Below are 21,857 nucleotides of genomic sequence, written 5' to 3' on the forward strand. Positions count from 1 at the left end.
ACTCGATAACAAAATCCGTGTCATGCGTAGACGCAGAGCGGCTTGTCGTCAGACATCGCACGCTAAGAAAAAGCTTTTTTTAGTTGCTTCCTCAAGCTGTCTAAATAGTATTTCACTTAGCTTGATTGTTTGATATGAAGGCAAATCATCTGGATGCAAGCACGGTTGATTCATAAGATTTAGGCAAGCTTCAAAAGTAACGAAGCTGCGGTGAAGATTGGTAAATTTGGTTGTTTGCAGATGAGAAAAATCTGTTTGTATGCAGTAGCTTTGGTTATTTTTCTTGAGTGACAATCCACAACAAATCTAACCACAAGTGAGGATAAGTTTGCTTAATATTTGAAAGTGGATCGCGAATCAAATTATTGGCATTCAAGCAAACAACCTCAAATAGCCCCAAGTATTCTGCTACTTCTCTGAGTAGGTTTTTTTGCTCTACTACAGCACTCATCAGTTTATCAGGGCAATAAATAGCAATGTATTTTGTATGGCGAATGCATGTTTTTATATTTACTCTTGTTAAGTGAGGATGAGGATTAATCATCTTCACATAACATTGGCTTAACAGTTTCCATACCCGTGGATGAGCGTGTTCGATAATTACGTTAAATTGCTGGGCTAAGTCCTCTTCAGTAATCATTACTCTCTCCATTGCTTTAGTGCTAAGAACAGTAATCTCATGTCATCTGTTACGTACTTTGAAAAATACCTAATTGTGCAAAAAATCAAAGTAGCAATTTTTTGCTGATGCTATGTGCATATTCACTCTTAGTCAAATAGGTAATTTTTCGTCAGGGCAAAATTTACCCCAAAAAGCGAAATTGGTTGGTATGTTTTCTACTGTTTGTATTACTCGCCTATCAAGCATCAAAGCTGAAACTAATCTCTAAAACTGTATTAAATGCTACTATTTACCAATTAAATTGGTAAAAACTTATTGCTAAATATAATGCTCTGTTTCTTGGAATTTAGGGCTTTCAAAGTAAAAAGTAAACACCCGGAAAAATAATTTGCGCTTGGCAAGCAAATTGGCAATTTCTGTGATAGTCTTTATATATGGGGAATCAAGACAGCGAAAGCACAAAAAGTCTTCAAAGAGAAATGATATAAACTCAAAGACTGCACTTTCGCCTTGGCAGATGTTTTGTTAAATCCGCTACGGCTTTTTGAAACTAAGAGACAAAGCCAATGAAGCAGGATAGTGACCTCCGTAATAACTTGAAGTCGATTAGAACTCGCTTAGGCATGAGCCAACAAGATTTGGCTAACATCGCTAATGTGACTCGTCAGACTATTAGTGGTGTAGAGTCGGGACTATATGCTCCCTCAGTAGCCATAACACTTCGCTTGGCCAAAGCGCTAGGCTGTCAAGTTGAGGATCTATTCTGGTTAGAGCGGGATTTACCTGAAATTGAAGCCGTTCTTGCCAAACCTGTTCCTAATGGTCAGCAACTACGAGTTAGCATGGCTCGTGTGGGAGGACAATGGATAGCTTATCCCTTAATTGGTAAGGATGCTTTTCGCCAAGATATGATTCCCGCTGATGGTGAGACAGTTGCAGTGGTGAGGCAGTCCGATCTTGGGGGTTCTCCCCAAGAGGAACTGCCAAAAGGGTTCCCCGACATAAGCAAACTATCTCACCCGCAGGATGAAAGCACTAGCCAAACAGGTACAAATAAAGTTCGAGTCAGGCTACTAGACGATAATCTCGACACACTTCACAACACCGTTGTGATTGCTGGTTGTGCCCCTGTGATTTCACTATGGGCAAGAGCCACCGAACGCTGGCATCCTCAACTGCGAGTCCAATATAACTTTGCCAATAGCATGGCTGCATTGCACAGTCTATGCAGAGGTGAAGCGCACATCGCTGGGATGCATTTGTACGATTCTAAAACTGGTGAGTATAATACTCCCTTTGTTCGAGATGTTCTGGCTGGCAGGGAAGCAGTTCTGATTACCCTTGGTGTCTGGGAGGAAGGACTTTTGTTGAAGTCAGGCAACCCAATGGGAATTAGAACAGTTACTGACTTAGTAAGTGGGGGAGCGACTATTGTCAACCGCGAAATAGGTTCTGGTAGTCGGATGCTTTTGGAACAAACACTCCAAAAAGAGCAGATACCGTTCGATACTGTTCAGGGCTTCGACAATATACTCAAAAATCACCAAGATGTTGCCCAAGCTGTAGTCAGAGGAGTTGCCGATGCTGGTATGAGTACAGGCTCTATAGCTGCCGCTTTTGGGCTGGGATTTATCCCTTTAAATCAGTCACGATATGATTTGGTGATTCTCAAGGAATATCTGGAAGAAGAACCTGTACAGCAGTTGCTCAGTACTTTGGGACATCGGATGGTTCACTCCCAATTTGAAATTCTCGGCGGTTACGATATCAGCAAAATCGGGGAAGTTGTAGCAACTGTTTAGAGTGGATTGCAATGGTTGGTTGTGTGGTTAAAGGAAAATTCGGCGTAAATTTAAATCCTGCTGTAACCACTCTTGAGGTATGAGCAACCTTCAGGAAATTACAACAACTGATGATGCTGAATTCGTAATACTCGCCAAATGCGATAAGCAAGCTACATAATTCGTAATTCGGGTTGAATTTGAGTTTTCGGCTTAGAATCTGTAGCTTTCTTTTTTCTAATTGGTATTATACCAATTCAATTCATGACTGCAACATATCCTTGGGTAAAGACGCGATGAATCGCGTCTCTACAAATGGTCTATTTGTCGCTTTCTTTTTTCTAATTGGTATTACTACCGTTAGAGAAATCATTTGAGTAGAGTGTTTGGTAATACTTGCAATATTCCTTGAGTGATGTCTTATCGCTCTAGCCATTAGTCAGAAAAAACAATGACTAATGGCCAACGAAAACTGACCAAAACTTGAATATGTTCTTTCTTCGGACTTTTTTTGGTGTGGAACGATCGCCTCCAACAACGTTCTGCATAAAGTCGTTGCTGTAATTTTACAGCGCGAGTACCTCCGGCACAAAGTGCCAACGCCTCATCAACTGACAGACCCACCAAACAAACAATTGTAGGATAAATTATCATGTCCGACGACAAAATTAGACAAATTGCTTTTTACGGTAAAGGTGGTATTGGTAAATCTACCACTTCCCAAAACACCCTTGCTGCAATGGCAGAAGTGGGTAAACGCATCTTGATTGTCGGATGTGACCCCAAAGCTGACTCCACTCGTTTGATTTTGCACTGTAAAGCTCAAACTACCGTGCTGCATTTAGCTGCTGAACGGGGCGCTGTGGAAGATATCGAACTTGAAGAAGTGGTAATCACTGGTTTCCGCGATATCAGATGCGTAGAGTCAGGCGGGCCAGAACCTGGTGTAGGTTGCGCCGGTCGGGGTATCATCACCGCTATTAACTTTCTTGAAGAAAACGGCGCTTACTCAGATGTAGATTTCGTATCTTACGACGTATTGGGTGACGTTGTGTGCGGTGGTTTTGCGATGCCAATTCGTGAAGGTAAAGCCCAAGAAATCTACATCGTTACTTCTGGTGAAATGATGGCGATGTTTGCAGCTAACAACATCGCTCGTGGCGTTCTCAAATATGCTCACACTGGTGGTGTACGTTTGGGTGGGCTAATTTGTAACAGCCGGAAAACTGACCGGGAAGATGAACTGATTAGCACCCTAGCAGCCAGAATCAGTACTCAGATGATTCATTTCGTCCCCCGTGACAATATCGTGCAGCACGCCGAATTGCGCCGGATGACTGTAAACGAGTATGCACCCGACAGCAACCAAGCTAATGAATATCGCACACTAGCAGACAAAATTATCAACAATACAAATCTCGCTGTTCCCACACCCATTGAGATGGATGAGCTAGAAGAATTGTTGATTGAATTCGGTATTCTCGAAAGCGAAGAAAATGCTGCAAAACTGGTAGGTGTGGCCAACGCTCAAGCAGATAGTGAGAAAAAGCTAGAAGATGCTCAAGGCGAAGCACTAGAAGCACTGAAAAAAGGAAACGTAGAAATAGTTTCTGCTAGTGAGAAGAAGTAAGGTTCTCGTTTAGACTTAGGTGCTAAATCCAGAGTAAATATTAGGTGGGCAAAAATAGCCCACCCTCTCACCAAAACAGTTCTGAGTGCTGAGTAACATTAGCAGATAGCTAAAGTTTAGTCCGTGCTGAGTAAAAAGTAAAATTAGATCGACTAAGCATCAAATTAGTTTTGAGTAGCGAATGCCTCGGCTGAAAGTGGGAAGATTCATTAATACTACTTATTCATTACTTTTTACTCAGAACTCAGCACTCATCACTTCTGAAAAATCCTTTAAAATGGAGGTAATTGCATAGCCAATCTTAACTTTTTTTTTTTCAAATTCACCGTGCTAACACTAATTTTTCAAGGTCTACACAGCAACATTAATACTTTAATAGTCTAGTTCGTGTTTTTGTTTTCTCCTTCTCTAACCTAGTTGGTGTTTATGTTTTAGGGGATGGAAAATTATCTTTCTCATTCCCTTTTATTCCATCCTTTAGATACAAGATTGATAAATTAAAACCTATGAAAGCTTTGGAAAATTCTCTTAACACCTAAGAACTTCTACCTATTGTCACCAAAGAAATGAATCCCACCCCAGGAAAAATCAACGATTCGCTCAGTGACTTCAATTCTGAAGATGCTCCTCAGCAGAAACAAAAGAAAAAAAAGTCCTCTACACAATTACCCCAACCTGGAACTACTCAAGGGAGTTGCGCTTTTGATAGTGCAATGATTACCCTAGTACCAATCACCGATGCTGCTCATGTAGTTCACGGGCCAAGTGGCTGCGCTACCAGTATTTGGGGAAGTTACAGCAGTCTCTCCTCTGGTTCGATGCTGTACAAAACACGCTTTACCAGCGATATAGATGAGAACGATATTATCTTTGGTGGAGCCAAAAAGCTGTATAAAGGCATTTTAGAATTAACAAGACGGTACAAACCGGCGGCGGTATTTGTTTACTCCACTTGCATCACCGCTCTAATTGGAGATGACATTGAGGGAGTTTGCAAAAATGCCACTGAAAAAACAGGAATACCTACTATCCCTGTACATTGTCCTGGATTCATTGGCAACCAAAATTTGGGCAACCGTGTTGCTGGTGAAGCAATGCTAGAACACGTTATTGGAACAGCTGAACCAGAGACTAGTACAGCATACAACATCAACCTAATTGGTGAACATAATATCGCAGGTGCAATATGGAATGTTTTACCGTTATTGGAGAAATTAGGTATTAGAGTTTTGGCAAAAATTACAGGCGATGCTGTCTACAAAGAAGTTTGCTATGCTCATCGTGCCCAACTTAATGTCATACTCTCCTCCAAAGCACTAATCAACGTGGCAAAAGGGATGGAAAAAAAATATGGCATTCCCTATATTGAAGAGTCTATCTATGGTATAGAGTCAATCAATCAATGTCTAAGGAATATTGCGGCAAAGTTAGGTAATTCTGATTTGCAGGAACGTACAGAAAAGTTAATTGTAGAAGAAACTGCTGCAATAGATGAAAAACTTGCTTTGTATATTACCCGATTACAAGGTAAGCGCATTATCCTTTCTATTGGAAGTTTCAAGAGTTGGTTGATTATCTTTGCTGCTCAGAAATTGGGGATGGAAGTTATTGCTATTAGTATTAAGGATAATACTGAGGAGGATAGAACTAGAGTCAAAAGTTTGTTGGCTCAAGATGGCATAATTTTAGAACAAAATACTCCTGAAGAAATTTTACAGATAATTAACGAAAATCAGGCTGATATGTTAATTGCTGAGAAACGCCATCAAGATACCTCTCTCACCGCTAGGATTCCATTCCTAGATATTAATCAAGAACGCAACCATCCTTATGCAGGCTATATAGGAATTTTAGAGGTAGCACAAGAACTGTATGCTGCTTTTTACAACCCTGTGTGGGAGCAAGTATACCAGCCAGCCCCGTGGTCAGCAGAAAATTCTTCTGAGGAGAACATTTGATGGCAATTATTAGCGTTACGAGTACATCCGTTGCAGTTAATCCTCTGAAGCAAAGCCAAACTGTAGGTGCAGTTTTAGCCTTTTTGGGGTTAAAGGGAATCATGCCTTTGTTACACGGTTCTCAAGGTTGTACTGCTTTGACTAAGGCGGTATTGGTACAGCATTTCCGTCAGACGATTCCCCTTTCCAGTACAGCAATGACAGAAGTTGCAACCATTTTGGGTGGCGAGGAAAGAGTTGAACAAGCAATCTTGACTTTGGTGCAAAGATCCAAACCGGAAATTATCGGTCTTTGTAGCACTGGACTTGTGGAAACCAGAGGTGATGACATGGTACGTTTTGTCAAAGAGATTCGCCACCGTCACCCAGAACTAGATTATCTACCAATTGTGTTTGTCTCTACACCGGATTTCAAAGGTACATTACAGGATGGCTTTGCTGGTGCAGTTGAGAGTATAGTTAGGGAAATTCCTCAAAAAAGCTCTAAGCAAGACGCTTGTCCTACACAAATTACTATTTTGGCTAGTTCTGCCTTTACACCAGGGGATATACAGGAAATTAAAGAGATTGTCACCTCTTTTGGACTTGTACCTATTGTTGTACCTGACCTTTCTGGCTCATTAGATAGTCATATAGAAGATTCTTCTAGTGCCATTACAGCTAATGGCACGACTTTGGCAAAGTTGCGCTCAATTGGCAATTCTGTATTCACTTTGGCATTAGGTGATAGTATGCGGAGTGCAGCGCAAATCTTGGAGCAGAGATTCAATATACCTTATGAGGTATTTGGTGAATTGACGGGGCTAGGAGCAGTAGATAAATTCCTGCAAGCATTGGCGGATATTAGTGGTGTTAGTGTACCAGAGAAATACCGCCGTCAACGCCGTCAGTTACAACATATAATGTTGGAGAATCATTTTTACTTTGGTTGCAAGCGAGTTTCTTTGGCGCTGGAACCTGATTTACTTTGGTCAACAGTTTCTTTTTTACGATCGCTAGGAGTTGAGATTCACTCAGCAGTGACAACAACACGCTTTCCTTTGCTCGAAAAACTTCCGATTCCTAGCGTTACTATTGGTGACTTGGAAGACTTTGAGCAACTGGCGGTTGGGTCTGATTTACTAATTACCAACTCTCATGGAGCGGCGATCGCTCAACGCTTAAAAATTCCTCTCTACCGTCAAGGAATTCCCATTTTTGACTCCTTAGATCATGGTCAATTTACTAAGGTTGGCTATCGAGGTACTATGCAACTTTTATTTGATATTGGCAATCTGTTTTTAGAGCAAGAAACAAAGGTTAAATAGGTAGGCGTAAATCTTTATCGTTGGGATAAGGCAGGAAGAAAGAGGGTTTTAGTCTTGTTCATTTTTGTTAACATAGTTTAGTTTTATTCTGCCTACTTACTTAAGCATTAATATTAGTTATCATGTCGATGTTTGCTTCAATAACATGGACATTTTAAATAATGATGAAAAGGTTTGTAAAGTGGTGTGTTGAGTTTTCTTCTTGGTGGAATATTCGCCAAAGTAGAAAGTCTCTTTTGTTTATCGTTATGCTTACCTTGAGTGCGATCGCTACGTTGTTGTCATTCCCATTGAACGCTCAAATAAATCTGCCGTCAAAGCCAATATCTGAGTTAAGGGGAGTGTGGTTAACAAATATTGATAGTGATGTGTTATTTGAGCGCGATCGCCTCAAGGGATCTTTGCAACGCCTTGATGAACTCAATTTTAACACTATATATCCGGCGGTTTGGAATTGGGGATATACATTGTATCCTAGCAAAGTTGCCCAAAAAGTTATCAGGCGATCGCTCGATCCCACTCCCGGACTGCAAGGGCGAGATATCCTCAAAGAAATTGTTAATGTGGGACATCAAAAAGGGTTAACAGTGATTCCCTGGTTTGAATTTGGCTTCATGGCACCAGCGGATTCTCTATTAGCCAAAAATCGTCCCCAATGGCTCACCAGTCGCAGTGATGGGACTCGAATTGTCAAAGAAGGTATACATAATCGCGTTTGGCTAAATCCCTTTCGTCCGGAAGTACAACAGTTCATCCAAGATTTAATCGTTGAAATTGTCAGAAACTACAATATCGATGGCATTCAATTTGATGACCATTTTGGCTTACCATCAGAATTAGGGTATGATGCTTATACAGTAGCACTTTACAAAAAAGAACACCGTGGAAAAGCTCCCTCCAAAAACTTTAAAGATTCAGAATGGGTGCGCTGGAGAGCTAACAAAATCACTGAGTTTATGAAGCGGGTATTTACAGCCATCAAAGCTACTAAAAAAGATTGCCTGGTTTCCGTTGCTCCTAATCCTCAGCGTTTCTCTTATGACTTCTTTTTAGCAGACTGGCAGAAATGGGAACGTCTGGGAATTCTTGAAGATTTAGTTTTGCAGGTATATCGGGATGACTTGAATGTTTTTATTAGTGAATTAGAATATCCAGAAGTGAAAGCGGCCAAGAGCCATATTCCAGTAAGTGTAGGTATTATGGCTGGATTGAAAAAAAAATCTGTACCGATGCAGCAGATTCAAACACAAGTGCAAAAAGTACGCGATCGCAATTTTGCCGGAGTCTCCTTCTTTTTCTATGAAACCCTTTGGAACATTAGCAAAGAAAAGCCCCAAGAACGCCAGATTGGTTTACAGCAACTCTTCCCCACACCAACAACTTACCCGAATTTGCTAGCTGGTTGGAGACCCTCTAGTTGATTTTCCTAACAATAATTCCCCACCATAAGAACCAGGCGGGGAATGAAAAACGGGTCGGAAGCACTGAATAATTATTAGTGTGATGTTTCGGCAAGTTCATCCACAATTACTTAAGAATTTGTCATAGTTTTTAATTAGCTTCCTGTCCAAACCGTCTTTATAATTCAGCTTCCGCTTCCTCAATTGTCATTGGAATTTGATTTGGAGATTGGGCACGTCTCCTTTCGATATAGATATGAAATGCTTGATCATCGTTACAATGAGCCAAAATATAAACTCTTAGCTCTTATAAAGGCATTTGTTGAAAGTTAGGTTGTGTCATAAGCAAAGAATTTCTCCGGTTGGTATTACCTCAGCTTCTATGGAATTATCTGTCAAGATATAAACATTTTTAGTACGTTCAGTTATATAGCAATCCTAAATCATTTGTAAGAGAGTAAAAGGCTGAAAAGCATATAGATACATACTTTTAATCTCCGTATTTTCTCACGATTCAATTCGGATTGCTATAGCAACTTTCATACCATCGCTGAAATACGTATTGGAAAACTCAAAAGGATTTGCGAAGAATTTATTGTACTCATAGTGTGTATTCAGGTCTGTCCGATCTCCCATTTTCCAGTAATTGAGGGTGCGATCGCCTTTTTTCAAGGGTTGGCAATCGCCTGGAGGAGCTACCCTTTAACCCAGATTAAGAACTAAATTTTCTCGATTTTGTGCATATCCCGGCTCAATGGCAAAAACACTACCGGATGCGTTGTTAGATTTTACTAGTTTGGCTGACTTACAAGCAACTTGAGAAATACTTCAGGATTAGGATAACAAAGCGATCGCTTTGTGAGTCAATTGTGCGTAGGCGAGCTTTTCGTAGACATTGCACTTTCATAAAAAGCAAGTTTTATAACAAATCCTCCTATATGAGGCTACAAAGAAAGTATTCGTTTTTATCGATATTATTTAAGTAGCACCTCAATAAAACTAAAGTTGAATTTTATTTTTTGTCCATAAATTAAAACTGTGTTGGAAGAAGTTGTTCAGCCAATGACTACCAGTAGGGCAAGTTAAAACTCCCACGAAATTGTGCCCTGCACCGTGAATGCATCGCCTGGGTTAACACTGACATTGCTGCCAGCCGAATCATAATAGTTAACATCAAACAAATTCTTGAAATTGAGTGCTGCCCGGAATCTATCTCGCTTGTAGAAGATGGCAGCATCGGTAAGGAAGTAACTGGGTAACTCAAGGGTGTTTTCCAGATCCCCTTGCCGCTCTCCCACAAAGAAGAATCCTATACCACCCCCAAAACCCTGCAATGCACCTCGCTGAATTTCGTAGGTTGTCCAAAGGTTGAAGCTATTTCTAGGGGTATTGTTCAACAAGTTACCCACTGTCAGGGTGTTGTCTTTGGTGATTTGGGCATCAGTGTAGGCATAGCCTGCAATGATGTTCCATCCTGGCAAAATTTCGCCCCCAATGTTGAACTCAATGCCTCGGCTGCGCTGCTCACCTGTTTGGATGGAAAAACCAGTTCTACCGGGTACAGGATCGGCTGTCGAGACATTAGAGCGAGTTAGGTCAAAAAAGGTAAGGGTTGCAGAAAGTCTATCAGTTAAATCTGCCTTAATTCCCACTTCATACTGAATGCCGCGTTCTGGTTGAAAAGCACTGCCTTCAAAAGTGGCTCCAGTGACTGGGTTAAAGGAGCGGCTGTAGCTGGCATAGAGAGAAATTGGCACAATGGGTTGGTAGATTATTCCTACACGGGGACTAAAGGCATCATCAGATAAGTTTTGTTCAGCACTGGTGATTCGATCTTTTGTAGTTCCTGTAAATGTATCAAATCGCACACCTAGCAAGAGTTTCAGATTATCAACAAGCGTGATCTGATCTTGAACATAAATACCTAATGTATCGGTTGAGCTATTGCTACCAACTCTAAAGCCCCCATTATCAATGGGTTGTCCATAGACAGGATTGAATAGGTCAATTGGAGCGGCTTGGCGAATAGTCGCAAGATAACCGCTCTCTTCCCTGGTGAGATTAAAACCTGTAACAAGTTGATGCTGAATGCTGCCTGTAGTAAATTTTCCGACAATGTAAGTGTCAGCATTGAAAAATTCACCAAAACTGTCAGTAAATAAGCCAATTCTATTTAGAGTGCGATTATCCGTGCTTAAGAAGGTATTTACTAAAGCATCTAAATCACGCTCATTTCGCGAAAATCTGAAAGCGTTGCGTAACTGCCAGTTTTCACTAAAGCGATGTTCGAGATTGTAGCCCACTGCGATAGAAGATACATTGTCGTTGTTCGGGTCTGGCTCATTAAAGCTGCGATTACGCGGTATTCTCCCATTCGGATTTGGCAGCACACTCCCTACAGCAGGGACACCGACATTACCACTCGATCTTGGTCGATTAAGATACTCAGTTTCTAGAGTGAGTTTAGTGCGATCGCTAATTTGCCAGGTGAGGACAGGTGCAACAAAGTATTGCTGTTCCTCATAGAAATCAAGGAAGCTTTCTGTAGTGAGAGCTGCCAAGTTCAAACGATACAACACGGTTTTGCTGGCATTCAGTGGTCCCGTCAGGTCAGCCGCACCACGATAATAATTGAAACTTCCCGCAGAGGCTTCCACGGAGTAGTAGGGTTCTGTGAGTGGTTGTTTGGTGACATAGTTAATTAAGCCTCCGAATGAACCTTGACCAAAGAGAACGGAAGCGGGTCCCTTGAGAACTTCAATTCGTTCAATGTTAGCTAGGTTAAAGATATTACTTCCAGGGTCTCTCAAACCATTTCTAAGGAAATCGCCAAAAGCAACATCAAAGCCTCGAATGTTGATTGTCGCATTTCCACTGCGAGATCCGCTATTAACTCCCTGCGATACACCAGCTACGTTTCTGAGCGCCTCACTTGGGTTTCTCACCTGCTGGTCTTGCAGCACCTGTTGTGGCACCACTTGAATTGATTGGGGAATATCACGCAGAGGTGTGTCGGTTTTGGTAGCAGTTGACGAATCTCTTACACGATAACCATCTTGCTCACCTGTCACGACTAATTCAATCGGCTCATCACCTTCTGCTGATGGTGTCTGGTTTTCTGGCTTTTGTTGGGCAGGCGGTGTTTCTGGTAGCTGTGTCGCGGTTGCCTGTGATGCTACCGCAAAAACTAACCCGCCATCATCATCAAATAACTCAACCGTAGGTATAGCCGCAACACCCACTACTGTGACTCGCACAGTAGTGGCATTAATATTTGTAACTGTTATTCCAGTAATTCCCTCAGTTGGTTTCTCCGAACGAAATCTAAAAGCATCTCCCGACGGTAAACGTAACTGCCCGCCCAACACATCTACAATAAAATTATTACCCGTACTACGATTTATTACTTGCAGTTGAGTTCCAAGCGATGTCTCTAAAATTACTTCTACACCTTTATCATTGGGATTTGCTTTCACTCCTGTGATTGGTACAACTGAACTTTCTTGAGAAGGTGTTTGTACTAGTATTTTATAGCTTTCTATTGGGGATTTCTCTCCTGCCCACGTAGAGGGTGCAATCAACAATGAAACCACACTTGCAAGCAATGCTAACTTCAGTCGATACGTCATGACTCCCCACACCGCTATAAGAAATAATTGTCAGAAAACAACATTACTGAATAAACGGTGTGCAGTGGAATAAACAAAAAAGGGCGAGACGGAATATTTTGGGGGCTAGACGGAATATTTTCGTTTTTTCCGGTAATCCTTGGGGTTCAAGCCAAACTGCTTGCGAAAGGCGATCGCAAATGACTTCGGATCGGCATATCCCACCAAATGAGCAATTTCTTTGATATTCATATCCCCGATTTGCAAAAGTTGTCGTGCTTGTTCCAAGCGATGACTGCGGACATAGCTGAATACTGTAGTGCCAAACACCTCCCGAAAGCCGCGCTTCAGGGTACAGTCGTTTAACCCAACCAGTCGTGCCAGTTCTATCAAAGTTGGCGGATTGTCCAACCGTTGCAATAATAGCTCTCTGGCATGGTGCAATCGTTCCCTGACATCAGTCTTAAGCGAGTGGAAAGGGTGATTTTCATCCCGCATTTCCACCTCCTGCACTACCAGCATCCCCAGCAATTCCAAAACTTTGCTTTCCCAATGCAGCCGTTTGGAAATTCCCCAATAGGGACACTCCAGAATTTGATGCAGCACAACCTGCATGGTAGAGGTGGTCGTGCCAATGTGATGGTAGTAAGTTTGGGTATAAGGTCTAATCAAATGCTGCAACTCTGGGGGTAATTCTCGGTCGGGATTGCTAGCGAACGAGCACAAGAATTCTGGTGAGATGTGAACGTTAACGGTTAAATGCTCTTGTCCTAAAAGTTGATATTTGCCGCCGGGAGCCATGCCGCTACCATAGAAGCCATACTGCCCAGCTAGGGTAGGAGTGCTACCTGATAGCACTCCTCCTGTCAAATAAAAATAATACTCTAGCGAATGGGCGCGATCGCAGCCCAGTGTAATAATCTCATCGTGAAACTGGTTATGGGCGATCGCCAGCCACAACCCATCTCGTAGCTCAATCTCCCGCAAATATCCCTCTCCTAATTCAGAAGGCTGCCTCCAGGTAACATCCAACAAGTCTGATGAATCTAAGTACTGCGGCGTTTCATTCGCTGAGTTCCAAAGATCCAAGTAAGCTTGCGATGAAATGGTGATGGTCATGCTGGTGTTGAAAGTCAGGTAAATTCTCAATCCAACCCAAGAAAAACCAGCTTAGATGAGAAAGAGTTGCATCTTTATCGAATCACTAATTGGGTATGAAAGGCAAGGGCGATCGCACCTGATGCTCACCCTCCATTTCCCTCACTTACCTTAAAACTCCCACGAAATCGTGCCCTGTACGGTGAATGGCTGACCGGGGAAAACACGCAGATTGTCACGGGTAGCCTCAAAGTAGTCCACATTAAACAGATTTTTAAAATTGATCTGTGTGCGTAACTGCCCTCGTTTATAGAAAATGGCAGCATCGGTAGTGACATAGCTGGGCACTTTAAAGGTATTTTCCAAATCGCCCTGCCTGTCTCCCACAAAGAAAAATCCCACACCAAACCCTAAACCTTGCATAGAACCTTTTTGAATTTCATAGCTTGTCCACAGGTTAAAGGCATTCTCCGGTGTATTGTACAATTGATTACCTACTGGAAGGGTATTATCCTCTGTAATTCGGGCATCGGTGTAGGCATAGCCTGCAAAGATATTCCATCCTGGTAAAATCTCACCTGCCAGATTGAGTTCAATGCCCCGGCTACGCTGTTCTCCAATCTGAATCGAAAATTCACCTGGGGGTATATCGGGTCTAGTGTCCTTCGTTAAGATATTGGATTTGGTCAGGTCGTAAAAGGCAAGGGTTGCAGAAAGTTTGTCACTGATATCTGCTTTGATTCCTACTTCGTACTGAGTCCCGCGTTCTGGTTGGAATAGATTGCTCTCAAAATCCGTTCCACTGTTTGGGGTAAAGGATCTGCTGTAGCTAGCATAAAGGGAAATCGGCTTTATGGGTTGATAGACAATACCAACACGAGGAGTGAAGGCATCATCCGCTTGACTGGATTCTGTATTGGCAAGCTCATCTCGACTTGTAGAGGTGGTGATGTCAAACCGTCCACCCAGCAGTAACTTCAAATTATCAGTCAACGTCACCTGATCCTGAACATAAACCCCTAGTGCATCAGTTACAGAAGTACTACTAAATTCCTGGTCGAGAGGATCTAACGGTTGACCATACACTGGATTGAATAGGTCAAGCGATGGCGCACTGCCAGAAACTCCACTCGAATCAATGGTATCGGAGCGACTGAGATCGACTCCAAATAGTAATTGATGCTTAATTGAGCCAGTTGAGAATTTACCAATTATATCTGTTGTCAAGTTATAGTAATTGACATCATTTTTCGAGATCCCATAACCACGATCCAGGATTCGATTATCAGGCTCAAGTTCACTAGCAGATGCACCTTGAGCATCGTCTCGAACGAATGCTACTTGAAAGGCGTTTCGTAATAACCAGTTATCACTAAACTGATGTTCAAGCCTGTATCCTACTCTAGCTGTTTTCGTTTCTTGATAAGCGTCAGGCTCATTAATGTTGCGGTTACGGGGTATTTCACCGTTGGGATTGGGAAGTACAGTGCCAACAGCAGGTAAACCATACAGCGGTAAATTTTTTGCGTTAGTGTAATCTGCTTCTAAAGTAAAGTTAGTTTTCGGACTAATTTCCCAACGTATGACAGGTGCAATCAAAAACACTCTATCATAGAAGAAATCAGTGAACCCCTGTTTATCCAGGTAAGATGCATTTAATCGATATGAGACTGTTTTGGAGTCATTCAACGGTCCAGATAGATCCACAGCACCCCGGTAGTAATCATAACTGCCAACAGTTGCTTCAATCGCATAAAAAGGGTCGCGCAGAGGTTGTTTGGTAATGACATTAAGCGTGCCACCTGGACCGCCTTGACCAAACAGAACTGAAGCTGGACCACTAAGGAACTCAATTCGCTCCACATTAGAAAACTCAATTGAACTATCGCTTGCTCCACTTGGCAATCCATTTCTGATAATTGCACCACTCTCAAATCCTCGAGCCGTAAAACTAAAATAATTGCGGTCAGATTGTTGGGTCGGACTCACACCAGTAACGTTTCTGAGTGCCTCATTTACAGTGTTAACTTGTTGATCTTTAAGTACCTGCTGAGGAACTACCTGAATCGATTGGGGAATATCGCGTAAAGGCGTATCGGTGCGGGTGGCAATAGAGGCATTTGGTACGCGATAGACATCTTGCTCTCCCGTCACCACCAATTCTATTGGCTCATCCTGCTGTGTTGATGGTTGCTGCTGCGGTGTCTGGTTTGCTGGCTTTTCTTCGGCTTGCGGTGTTTGGAGTCGCTGCAGTGACTGCGTTGCCGTTGCAGTAGTTGTTACCCCAAAAACCAGTCCGGCATTATCATCAAATAACTCAACTGTCGGCAAAGCTTTCTCACCCACTACCGTCACTCGCACAGTATTGGCATCAATATTCGTAACTGTTATTTCTGTAATTCCCTCAACTGGTTTCTCTGAACCAAATGTGAAAGCTTCACCCGACGGTAAGCGCAACTGTCCACCAGATACATCTGCAATAAAGTTATTACCAGTGCTGCGATTTGTGACTTGCAGTTGAGTACCTTGAGGTGTCTCTAAAATTACTTCCACACCTTTATCTGTGGGGTTTGCTTTGACTCCTGTAACTTGAACTATCTCTACTGGTTGATTGTTTCCAGATTCACCCTGAGACAGCCATTCTTTAACCGTCATCGCCGGACGTTGAAGGTCACGCACACAACGAATCGTAGTAATTGGTGACTCATTGCTTGCTGTTGAAACCTGATTAACAACTTCTGCCAATGCGGGTGGAACACCAAAAACGGAAACCAAGCCTACGAAAAAGCATAGCGATCGCTGCCATAATTTCAACATCACCCACACCAAGACTGAGAACAATTGTCAAAAACATTACAGGATAATCTGGTGTGATTGAAAGGCATTTTAGCTGCTAGACGGATTTTTTTTGAACGCTAGACGGATTTTTTCTGCTGGATTTGGTATTCCTTGGGAGGTAAACCAAATTTTTTTCTAAAGGCTGCGGCAAAATAACTCTGGTTAACAAACCCTACGGCTTTAGCGACCTCTGATACTTTCATGTTTTTTGTCTTTAAGAGCTGATGTGCTTGTTCTAAGCGATAGTGATGCAGGTAGCTAAATGCCGTTGTGCCAAAACAGGCACGAAATCCCTGCTTGAGGAGATAGTCATTTAAACCTACCTGTCGAGCTAATTCTATTAACGAAGGTGGATTATCCAACTTTTGTAATAAAATTTCCCTGGCATGGTAAACTCTGTCTACCACATCTGGTTTCAGGGGGAGAGGCTTGCTGTTGCCATTTTGGATTTCAACTTCCTGTGCAACTAAGATTCCCATCAACTCCAGAACTTTGCCTTCCAGATACATCCGTTTAGCAATACCTTGATAGGGACATTGCAATATTTGTCTTGCTACAGTCTGCATGGCTTGTGTCGCAGTTCCAGAACGGCAGCAATACTCTTGATCGGGCTGTCGAATCAACGATTTTAACTCTGGTGGTAATTCCCTGTCTGGGTCGCCAACAAAGGAGCGCAGTAGTTGATTCGATAGTTCAGGTTCTATTTCAAAACCCACTCCTAGAGCGGGCTGTATACTACAATTTATTGTCTCTTTAGGAGCTAAACCACTCCCATAAAAAATGTATTGTCCATCACTGATCGCAGCAAGTTTATTCTGGGATTGTCCGGTAAAATTAAAGTTCCACTCAAAACCATGTTCGCGTTGAGGAGCTTGGATGATTAGGCGATCGCTCAGTTGTAAGTTGAGGATGCTCAATACCAAGCCCTCTCGCAACTCAATTTGTCGCAAATAACCCTGTCCCAAAGCTTGCGGGTATTTATAAACCACATCCATTGCATCATCAGGATTTGGGTGTTGAGAACGTTCGATAGTCTCCTGAAATAGTTCCCAATAGGCTTGCCATGAAATAGTGATAGTCATGCTGGCACTTCAATTGTGATAAAAAGCTTCAACTCTTAATCAAAAATTATTCCATTAAGCTTTCTTCATCTGATTTTAGTGCCATTCGACTCAGAACACTATCCTATCCCCAAACGCCCAGCCAAGGCGGGAGTTAGGGGTAGAAGCGTGGTAATCATCAAGAATAGAGCCAAAAGACCCAAAGCGGCTCTGGCATCATCAGGTTCAGTGACTTCATTCAAGCTGGGGCGTTCCTGATCCCGTTGTAAAAAGAAAATCACGATCGCCCAGTACATGGCAATCATATTACCGAGAGACACTAGTACCAGTAAAATTAAAGTTGCGATCGTTGCCCGTCCTGCGGTTTTGCGTCCATAAATCGCCTGTATAATGCGCCCACCATCTAGTTGTCCTGCGGGCATTAAGTTCAAAGCGGTGATAATTAACCCCAACCAACCAATTATCACTAGGGGATGAACACTTACCAGAGATGACTGCAACGCCGAACCAAGGACAACTCGCGCCAAACTTCCCACCAAAATTGACCCTTGGAAAAACTGATTGGGCAATTGAAATAAACTACCTGGGTGCGAAAGCAGCAAGCCCGTTACCAGTATTAACAAAGAGACAATACCACCTGCAGCTGGCCCGGCTAAGGCAATATCAAATAATACCTTGCGGTTGGGCAATAGAGACTCAAAGCGAGTAATTGCACCAAAGGAGCCAATTTGCACTGCCGGTAGAAAGAAAGGCCAGCTAAGGCGAATTTGGTGACGCTGGGCAAGTAACCAATGACCGATTTCGTGAGCTACCAAAATCGAAAATATCCCAGCGCCTATGGGCAAAGCTTCTTGAAACCGCCCTGGATTGCCAAAAAAATCAAAATTCAGCAGTAATCCCGCAGCTTCTAAATTAGTAGCAATAGTTGCTATCAACAGAATACCTGCAAAGACTTTTTGCGATAATAACATCGGTTGGGGATCGTTACGGCTTGGTAGGACAATCACCACAGGTTTGCCGTCTGTATTTTCCACTAAAAACAGGCGATATCGATCGCCAAGGCGTTGCTGTAAACTTGCAGTTAGACGGTTGTGAGTCTCTTCTGGTTCTCCCCGCAAATTGCCTTTGAAAATGACTCCATCTTGGTAGGCGACGGTTTCTGTGGCAAAAAATGTATCGATACCAAAAATGCCTTTAATTGCATTCAAGTCATCTTCCGGTATTGGTGGGATCTCCGCTTTTAGTTCTGTGACTGCTAATTGTGGGGAATTTGCTTTAAGTGAGTCAGCAGCAGCCAGTCTTTCGGTTGCGCGTTGCTTGAGGATGGTATCTTGCCCAGCTGCGCGTAACTGTCTGCCCAAATAGACGTACAATCCGGCGGATGTTACCACTAAGAACAATATACCCGCTATATTGATGTAAATCCCTGCGGCAAACAATCCAAAAAACAAGAGCCAGGGAGTCATCAACACCACCGACTGTAACCAGGCTAAGACTCCCAGCTTACCAAAAGTTCTGGCGCGATAAAAGCCCCAGCCTAGAATACCTAAAGCTACCAGTAGGATTGCCGCCAGGATAGAAGTTTCTGATAAAGTGAACATCTCCAAACCTTTGCTATTGAGACTAAGCCAGAACAAGTCCGGTATTGCAGATACACTTATTAATTTATAACGCCGCCTGTCGTCTGCCCAAATTATCTCGCTTGGGGTAGTGATAAAACTTCATATCAGCTACGCTGTTGTTGAATTTGAAAGGAGGTCAGCATAAACACTAAAGAATCTGGTGTCACGCCAAGCCAAATCTTCTCAGTCCTCAGTTGAATGCATAAGCACAAAGTTTTGTAACAATTGTGGCTGGTTTGTGTAAAAGTCGCGAGCAATACATGAGATATAGATGAATTTGTAACTTGGTACGTTCTGATTCGAGGTCTTTTATGAGTAATGACTGGAGAAGACAACTAGATGAACAACTTAAAGACTTAGCGATCGCAGCTCAACAATACACACACCTAACTAAGGAAAAGCGGATAGCCTTAACACGTTTGATTAATGCTATTTGGCAGTCAGGTAAGCTTGTTCGTCCTTATAAAGGTCAATTTCAACTACTTTATCAAGATATTTATGATGAAGCAGTACAAAATTTATTTTTTTATCTTTGTCAAGATAACAATATTAATAAGTATGACCCAGAACGCGGCGAAGTGATGACTTGGATAAATATGCTATTAACTAAACGTTTTTTTCCAGAGGCTATCCCCAGAATTATCAGCAAAGAAAATGAAATAAATCTCGAAAACTTTCATCTTGAAAATTTACACTCATCTCAACCTATGTCTTTATTTGAACAAGTAAGAGAATGTATAGAAACTGACCCAGAATTAATTTTTTGTCAGGAACATATCAAAGGTCATCCAGAGGCAAATTTTCAAGCTATAGCTAAAAGAAGATGTTCTGGCATTTCCTGGAAAGAGATTTCGGCAGAATGGGGTATTGGAATCACATCTCTTCACAGTTTTTACCAACGTTGTTTGAAAAAATTTGCTACTAAATTTCATGAATATTTATATATTTAATGTTTCATATCATCTAATCAGCTAGGCAAAAATATGAGTAAAATCATCAACGCTTTAACATTTTCAGCCCCAATACCCGTAAATGGAAGGCATCGTGCAGAAGAGTTACGTAAACAACAAGCCACGCAAGTAAAAGGCGAACAAGTTTATCTCAACACTTTGTCTGTGTCTTTCGTAAATTATTATCTATATTGTATGGGATTTGAGACAGATTTGCATAAAAGTGATAGTTGGAATGTCATCCAACAGACACTTATGGATATTGCTGATTTGTCGCTAAAAAACTTGGGCTTATTAGAATGTCGTCCAGTATTGTCAGATGCACAATTTGTTTATGTGCCGCCGGAAGTACAGTCAAATCGAATTGGCTATGTAGCTGTGCAAATTGACAAATCATTTAGAGAAGCAACGCTGCTGGGATTTGTCAAGCAAGTACAAACTGATTTATTACCCATTAACCAATTGCAACCTTTAGATAATCTTTTGGAATATTTAGAAGAACTTTCTCAATTACAGATTGCTGAAATAGCTGATAATTCGCTGGAATCTAATCAGAATTTAGTTAATTTGAAGCAATGGTTGGAGAATATTTTTGAAGTTGGTTGGCAAGAAGTTGAGACTCTTCTAGGCACTCAAAGTATCAATCCAGCTTGGAGTATGAGAAGTAAAGCAGGCGCTTTTCTTAGCAGGGGTAAGTTGATTGATTTAGGAAAACTTTTAACCGCTCAAGCAGTAGTTTTAGTTGTTACCTTGCCTGCGGACAACGAGCAAGAAATGGACATTATCGTAGAATTACATCCGACAAATGGACAAGATTATCTGCCACCAAATCTACATCTAATGGTGCTGGATTTTGAAGGAACATCTGTGATGGAAGCTCAAACCAGAAGCAGCAATAAGAATATTCAATTGGAATTTAGTTGTGAAGTGGGAGAACGTTTCAGCGTTAAACTTGTTCTGGGAGATATCAGCATCACAGAAAATTTTGTCATTTGTTAAGAACAACAGCAGGGGTACTGCCAATGAGAAAGTTAGTTGTGCTGAAGCTAGATGGCGATTTGCACTTAGGCGTGCAGGTAACGCTGGAGATTGGAGAAGAGGGCAAACGCCCGATTACAGAAATTACTGGCAAGCTACCCTCTAATCCAGATATGGCAACAGCAATTGACCAATGGCAATCTACATATCGCAGCTTGTGGAAATTTACCCGCATCAAAGCCAAAAAAATTATTTACGATGGTTCTATTTCCCAGCGACGTCAGGAGTGCAATACAAAAGCTAGTGAGGTGCAAGAGCATCTGAATAACTGGTTGCTATTAGAGTCTTTTCGTCCCGTGCGGGAAAAATGGCTTAAACACTTGATGCCAGATGAAGAAGTGCGGGTGTTGATTCGCACTCATTGTTTACAACTCAAAAAACTTCCCTGGCATTTGTGGGATTTGATAGATCAACATTACCCCAAAGCTGAAGTTGTTCTCAGTGTTCCAGAATCAGAACCAGTAACAGCTGCATTGCAGACATCCATAAGCAGAAATAAAATTAGAATTTTGGCAATTTTAGGCAATAGTGACGGTATTGATGTAGAGCAAGACCGCCAGTTATTAGAGAAATTACCTGGTGTGACTACAACTTTTTTAGTAGAACCTGAATATTCAGATATCGACGACAATTTGTGGAAACAACCTTGGAATATCTTATTTTTTGCAGGTCATAGCAACAGTGAGGGTGAAGCTGGTTGCATCTATATTAATAAAACAGATAAATTAACAATTGATGAACTCAGATATGCCCTGACAAATGCTGTTGCCAACGGGTTACAATTGGCGATTTTCAATTCCTGTGATGGATTAGGATTAGCGCGAGAACTACAAAATTTACAGATTCCGCAAATTATAGCGGTTCTCAGTTGGGTGCAATATAGTAACAGCAGTGGGTGAACCATCCAATAATGTCTTTTTTAGTTACCGCATTCAGAGCATTTG

Annotated in this window: 15 protein-coding genes and 1 pseudogene; 8 read left to right on the top strand and 8 right to left on the bottom strand. The window is 41.9% G+C overall.

Annotated features, from left to right (window positions below; translation table 11 throughout):
* Nucleotides 1-274 precede the first annotated feature (274 nt).
* Complete coding sequence (locus V7K89_RS14930; RefSeq protein WP_335188315.1) at nucleotides 275-640, bottom strand: hypothetical protein; 366 nt, start codon at nucleotides 638-640, stop codon at nucleotides 275-277.
* Nucleotides 641-1,188: 548 nt separating this feature from the next.
* Between V7K89_RS14930 and V7K89_RS14935 the strand changes: the two genes are divergently transcribed.
* On the top strand, nucleotides 1,189-2,424 hold the full coding sequence (locus tag V7K89_RS14935; RefSeq protein ID WP_335188317.1) for a substrate-binding domain-containing protein: 1,236 nt from the start codon (nucleotides 1,189-1,191) through the stop codon (nucleotides 2,422-2,424).
* Between the two features lie 414 nt (nucleotides 2,425-2,838).
* Here the strand turns inward: V7K89_RS14935 and V7K89_RS14940 are convergent, their stop codons facing one another.
* Complete coding sequence (locus V7K89_RS14940) at nucleotides 2,839-3,057, bottom strand: hypothetical protein (RefSeq protein WP_335188319.1); 219 nt, start codon at nucleotides 3,055-3,057, stop codon at nucleotides 2,839-2,841.
* Between V7K89_RS14940 and nifH the strand changes: the two genes are divergently transcribed.
* From nifH to V7K89_RS14960, 4 genes are all read left to right on the top strand, one after another.
* The gene (gene nifH, locus V7K89_RS14945; protein ID WP_335188321.1) at nucleotides 3,056-4,033 is read left to right on the top strand and encodes a nitrogenase iron protein; all 978 of its coding nucleotides are present in this window, start codon (nucleotides 3,056-3,058) and stop codon (nucleotides 4,031-4,033) included. The two genes, V7K89_RS14940 and nifH, sit on opposite strands and share 2 nt — an antisense overlap.
* A 566-nt stretch (nucleotides 4,034-4,599) precedes the next feature.
* On the top strand, nucleotides 4,600-5,991 hold the full coding sequence (gene nifE, locus V7K89_RS14950; RefSeq protein ID WP_335188323.1) for a nitrogenase iron-molybdenum cofactor biosynthesis protein NifE: 1,392 nt from the start codon (nucleotides 4,600-4,602) through the stop codon (nucleotides 5,989-5,991).
* On the top strand, nucleotides 5,991-7,298 hold the full coding sequence (gene nifN / locus V7K89_RS14955; RefSeq protein ID WP_335188325.1) for a nitrogenase iron-molybdenum cofactor biosynthesis protein NifN: 1,308 nt from the start codon (nucleotides 5,991-5,993) through the stop codon (nucleotides 7,296-7,298). The genes nifE and nifN overlap by 1 nt, the downstream gene beginning before the upstream one ends.
* Before the next feature lie 164 nt (nucleotides 7,299-7,462).
* Complete coding sequence (locus tag V7K89_RS14960; protein ID WP_335188351.1) at nucleotides 7,463-8,719, top strand: glycoside hydrolase family 10 protein; 1,257 nt, start codon at nucleotides 7,463-7,465, stop codon at nucleotides 8,717-8,719.
* 157 nt (nucleotides 8,720-8,876) lie between these two features.
* On the opposite strand, the pseudogene V7K89_RS35900 reads toward V7K89_RS14960, so the two are convergent.
* The 6 genes and pseudogenes from V7K89_RS35900 to V7K89_RS14985 all read right to left on the bottom strand — a co-directional run.
* Nucleotides 8,877-8,993, bottom strand: a pseudogene (locus V7K89_RS35900) (DUF6887 family protein); the annotation flags it as partial.
* Nucleotides 8,994-9,780: 787 nt separating this feature from the next.
* Nucleotides 9,781-12,327, bottom strand: coding sequence for a TonB-dependent siderophore receptor (locus tag V7K89_RS14965; protein WP_335188333.1), 2,547 nt, complete (start codon nucleotides 12,325-12,327; stop codon nucleotides 9,781-9,783).
* A gap of 105 nt (nucleotides 12,328-12,432) precedes the next feature.
* Nucleotides 12,433-13,425 (bottom strand): AraC family transcriptional regulator, encoded by a 993-nt coding sequence (locus V7K89_RS14970; RefSeq protein ID WP_335188335.1) that lies wholly within the window; start codon nucleotides 13,423-13,425, stop codon nucleotides 12,433-12,435.
* Nucleotides 13,426-13,575: 150 nt separating this feature from the next.
* Entirely contained in the window at nucleotides 13,576-16,221 is a 2,646-nt protein-coding gene (locus V7K89_RS14975; protein ID WP_335188337.1) for a TonB-dependent siderophore receptor, read from the bottom strand.
* A gap of 98 nt (nucleotides 16,222-16,319) precedes the next feature.
* Entirely contained in the window at nucleotides 16,320-17,324 is a 1,005-nt protein-coding gene (locus V7K89_RS14980; RefSeq protein WP_335188339.1) for a helix-turn-helix transcriptional regulator, read from the bottom strand.
* Between the two features lie 98 nt (nucleotides 17,325-17,422).
* Nucleotides 17,423-18,904, bottom strand: a complete 1,482-nt coding sequence (locus V7K89_RS14985; protein WP_335188341.1) for a site-2 protease family protein — start codon at nucleotides 18,902-18,904, stop codon at nucleotides 17,423-17,425.
* A gap of 332 nt (nucleotides 18,905-19,236) precedes the next feature.
* Here V7K89_RS14985 and V7K89_RS14990 point away from each other — a divergent pair, with 332 nt between their 5' ends.
* Genes V7K89_RS14990 through V7K89_RS15000 form a run of 3 tightly spaced genes read left to right on the top strand, consistent with a single transcriptional unit; the run spans nucleotide 19,237 to nucleotide 21,812 of the window.
* Nucleotides 19,237-19,875, top strand: a complete 639-nt coding sequence (locus V7K89_RS14990; protein ID WP_335188343.1) for a sigma-70 family RNA polymerase sigma factor — start codon at nucleotides 19,237-19,239, stop codon at nucleotides 19,873-19,875.
* 33 nt (nucleotides 19,876-19,908) lie between these two features.
* Nucleotides 19,909-20,874 (top strand): DUF1822 family protein, encoded by a 966-nt coding sequence (locus V7K89_RS14995; RefSeq protein ID WP_335188345.1) that lies wholly within the window; start codon nucleotides 19,909-19,911, stop codon nucleotides 20,872-20,874.
* Nucleotides 20,875-20,897: 23 nt separating this feature from the next.
* Nucleotides 20,898-21,812 carry a hypothetical protein gene (locus V7K89_RS15000; protein WP_335188347.1) on the top strand — a complete coding sequence of 305 codons (915 nt, stop codon included), beginning with the start codon at nucleotides 20,898-20,900 and terminating at the stop codon, nucleotides 21,810-21,812.
* Nucleotides 21,813-21,857: the final 45 nt, after the last annotated feature.

This window comes from Nostoc sp. (genome assembly GCF_036917515.1).
Classification (GTDB): Bacteria; Cyanobacteriota; Cyanobacteriia; order Cyanobacteriales; family Nostocaceae; genus Nostoc.

What these genes read in the sequence shown, in the direction of transcription:
- V7K89_RS14930 (WP_335188315.1), bottom strand. Translation starts at nt 640, where the DNA reads ATGATTACTGAAGAGGACTTAGCCCAGCAATTTAACGTAATTATCGAA.
- V7K89_RS14935 (WP_335188317.1), top strand. Translation starts at nt 1,189, where the DNA reads ATGAAGCAGGATAGTGACCTCCGTAATAACTTGAAGTCGATTAGAACT.
- nifH (WP_335188321.1), top strand. Translation starts at nt 3,056, where the DNA reads ATGTCCGACGACAAAATTAGACAAATTGCTTTTTACGGTAAAGGTGGT.
- V7K89_RS14940 (WP_335188319.1), bottom strand. Translation starts at nt 3,057, where the DNA reads ATGATAATTTATCCTACAATTGTTTGTTTGGTGGGTCTGTCAGTTGAT.
- nifE (WP_335188323.1), top strand. Translation starts at nt 4,600, where the DNA reads ATGAATCCCACCCCAGGAAAAATCAACGATTCGCTCAGTGACTTCAAT.
- nifN (WP_335188325.1), top strand. Translation starts at nt 5,991, where the DNA reads ATGGCAATTATTAGCGTTACGAGTACATCCGTTGCAGTTAATCCTCTG.
- V7K89_RS14960 (WP_335188351.1), top strand. Translation starts at nt 7,463, where the DNA reads ATGAAAAGGTTTGTAAAGTGGTGTGTTGAGTTTTCTTCTTGGTGGAAT.
- V7K89_RS14965 (WP_335188333.1), bottom strand. Translation starts at nt 12,327, where the DNA reads ATGACGTATCGACTGAAGTTAGCATTGCTTGCAAGTGTGGTTTCATTG.
- V7K89_RS14970 (WP_335188335.1), bottom strand. Translation starts at nt 13,425, where the DNA reads ATGACCATCACCATTTCATCGCAAGCTTACTTGGATCTTTGGAACTCA.
- V7K89_RS14975 (WP_335188337.1), bottom strand. Translation starts at nt 16,221, where the DNA reads ATGTTGAAATTATGGCAGCGATCGCTATGCTTTTTCGTAGGCTTGGTT.
- V7K89_RS14980 (WP_335188339.1), bottom strand. Translation starts at nt 17,324, where the DNA reads ATGACTATCACTATTTCATGGCAAGCCTATTGGGAACTATTTCAGGAG.
- V7K89_RS14985 (WP_335188341.1), bottom strand. Translation starts at nt 18,904, where the DNA reads ATGTTCACTTTATCAGAAACTTCTATCCTGGCGGCAATCCTACTGGTA.
- V7K89_RS14990 (WP_335188343.1), top strand. Translation starts at nt 19,237, where the DNA reads ATGAGTAATGACTGGAGAAGACAACTAGATGAACAACTTAAAGACTTA.
- V7K89_RS14995 (WP_335188345.1), top strand. Translation starts at nt 19,909, where the DNA reads ATGAGTAAAATCATCAACGCTTTAACATTTTCAGCCCCAATACCCGTA.
- V7K89_RS15000 (WP_335188347.1), top strand. Translation starts at nt 20,898, where the DNA reads ATGAGAAAGTTAGTTGTGCTGAAGCTAGATGGCGATTTGCACTTAGGC.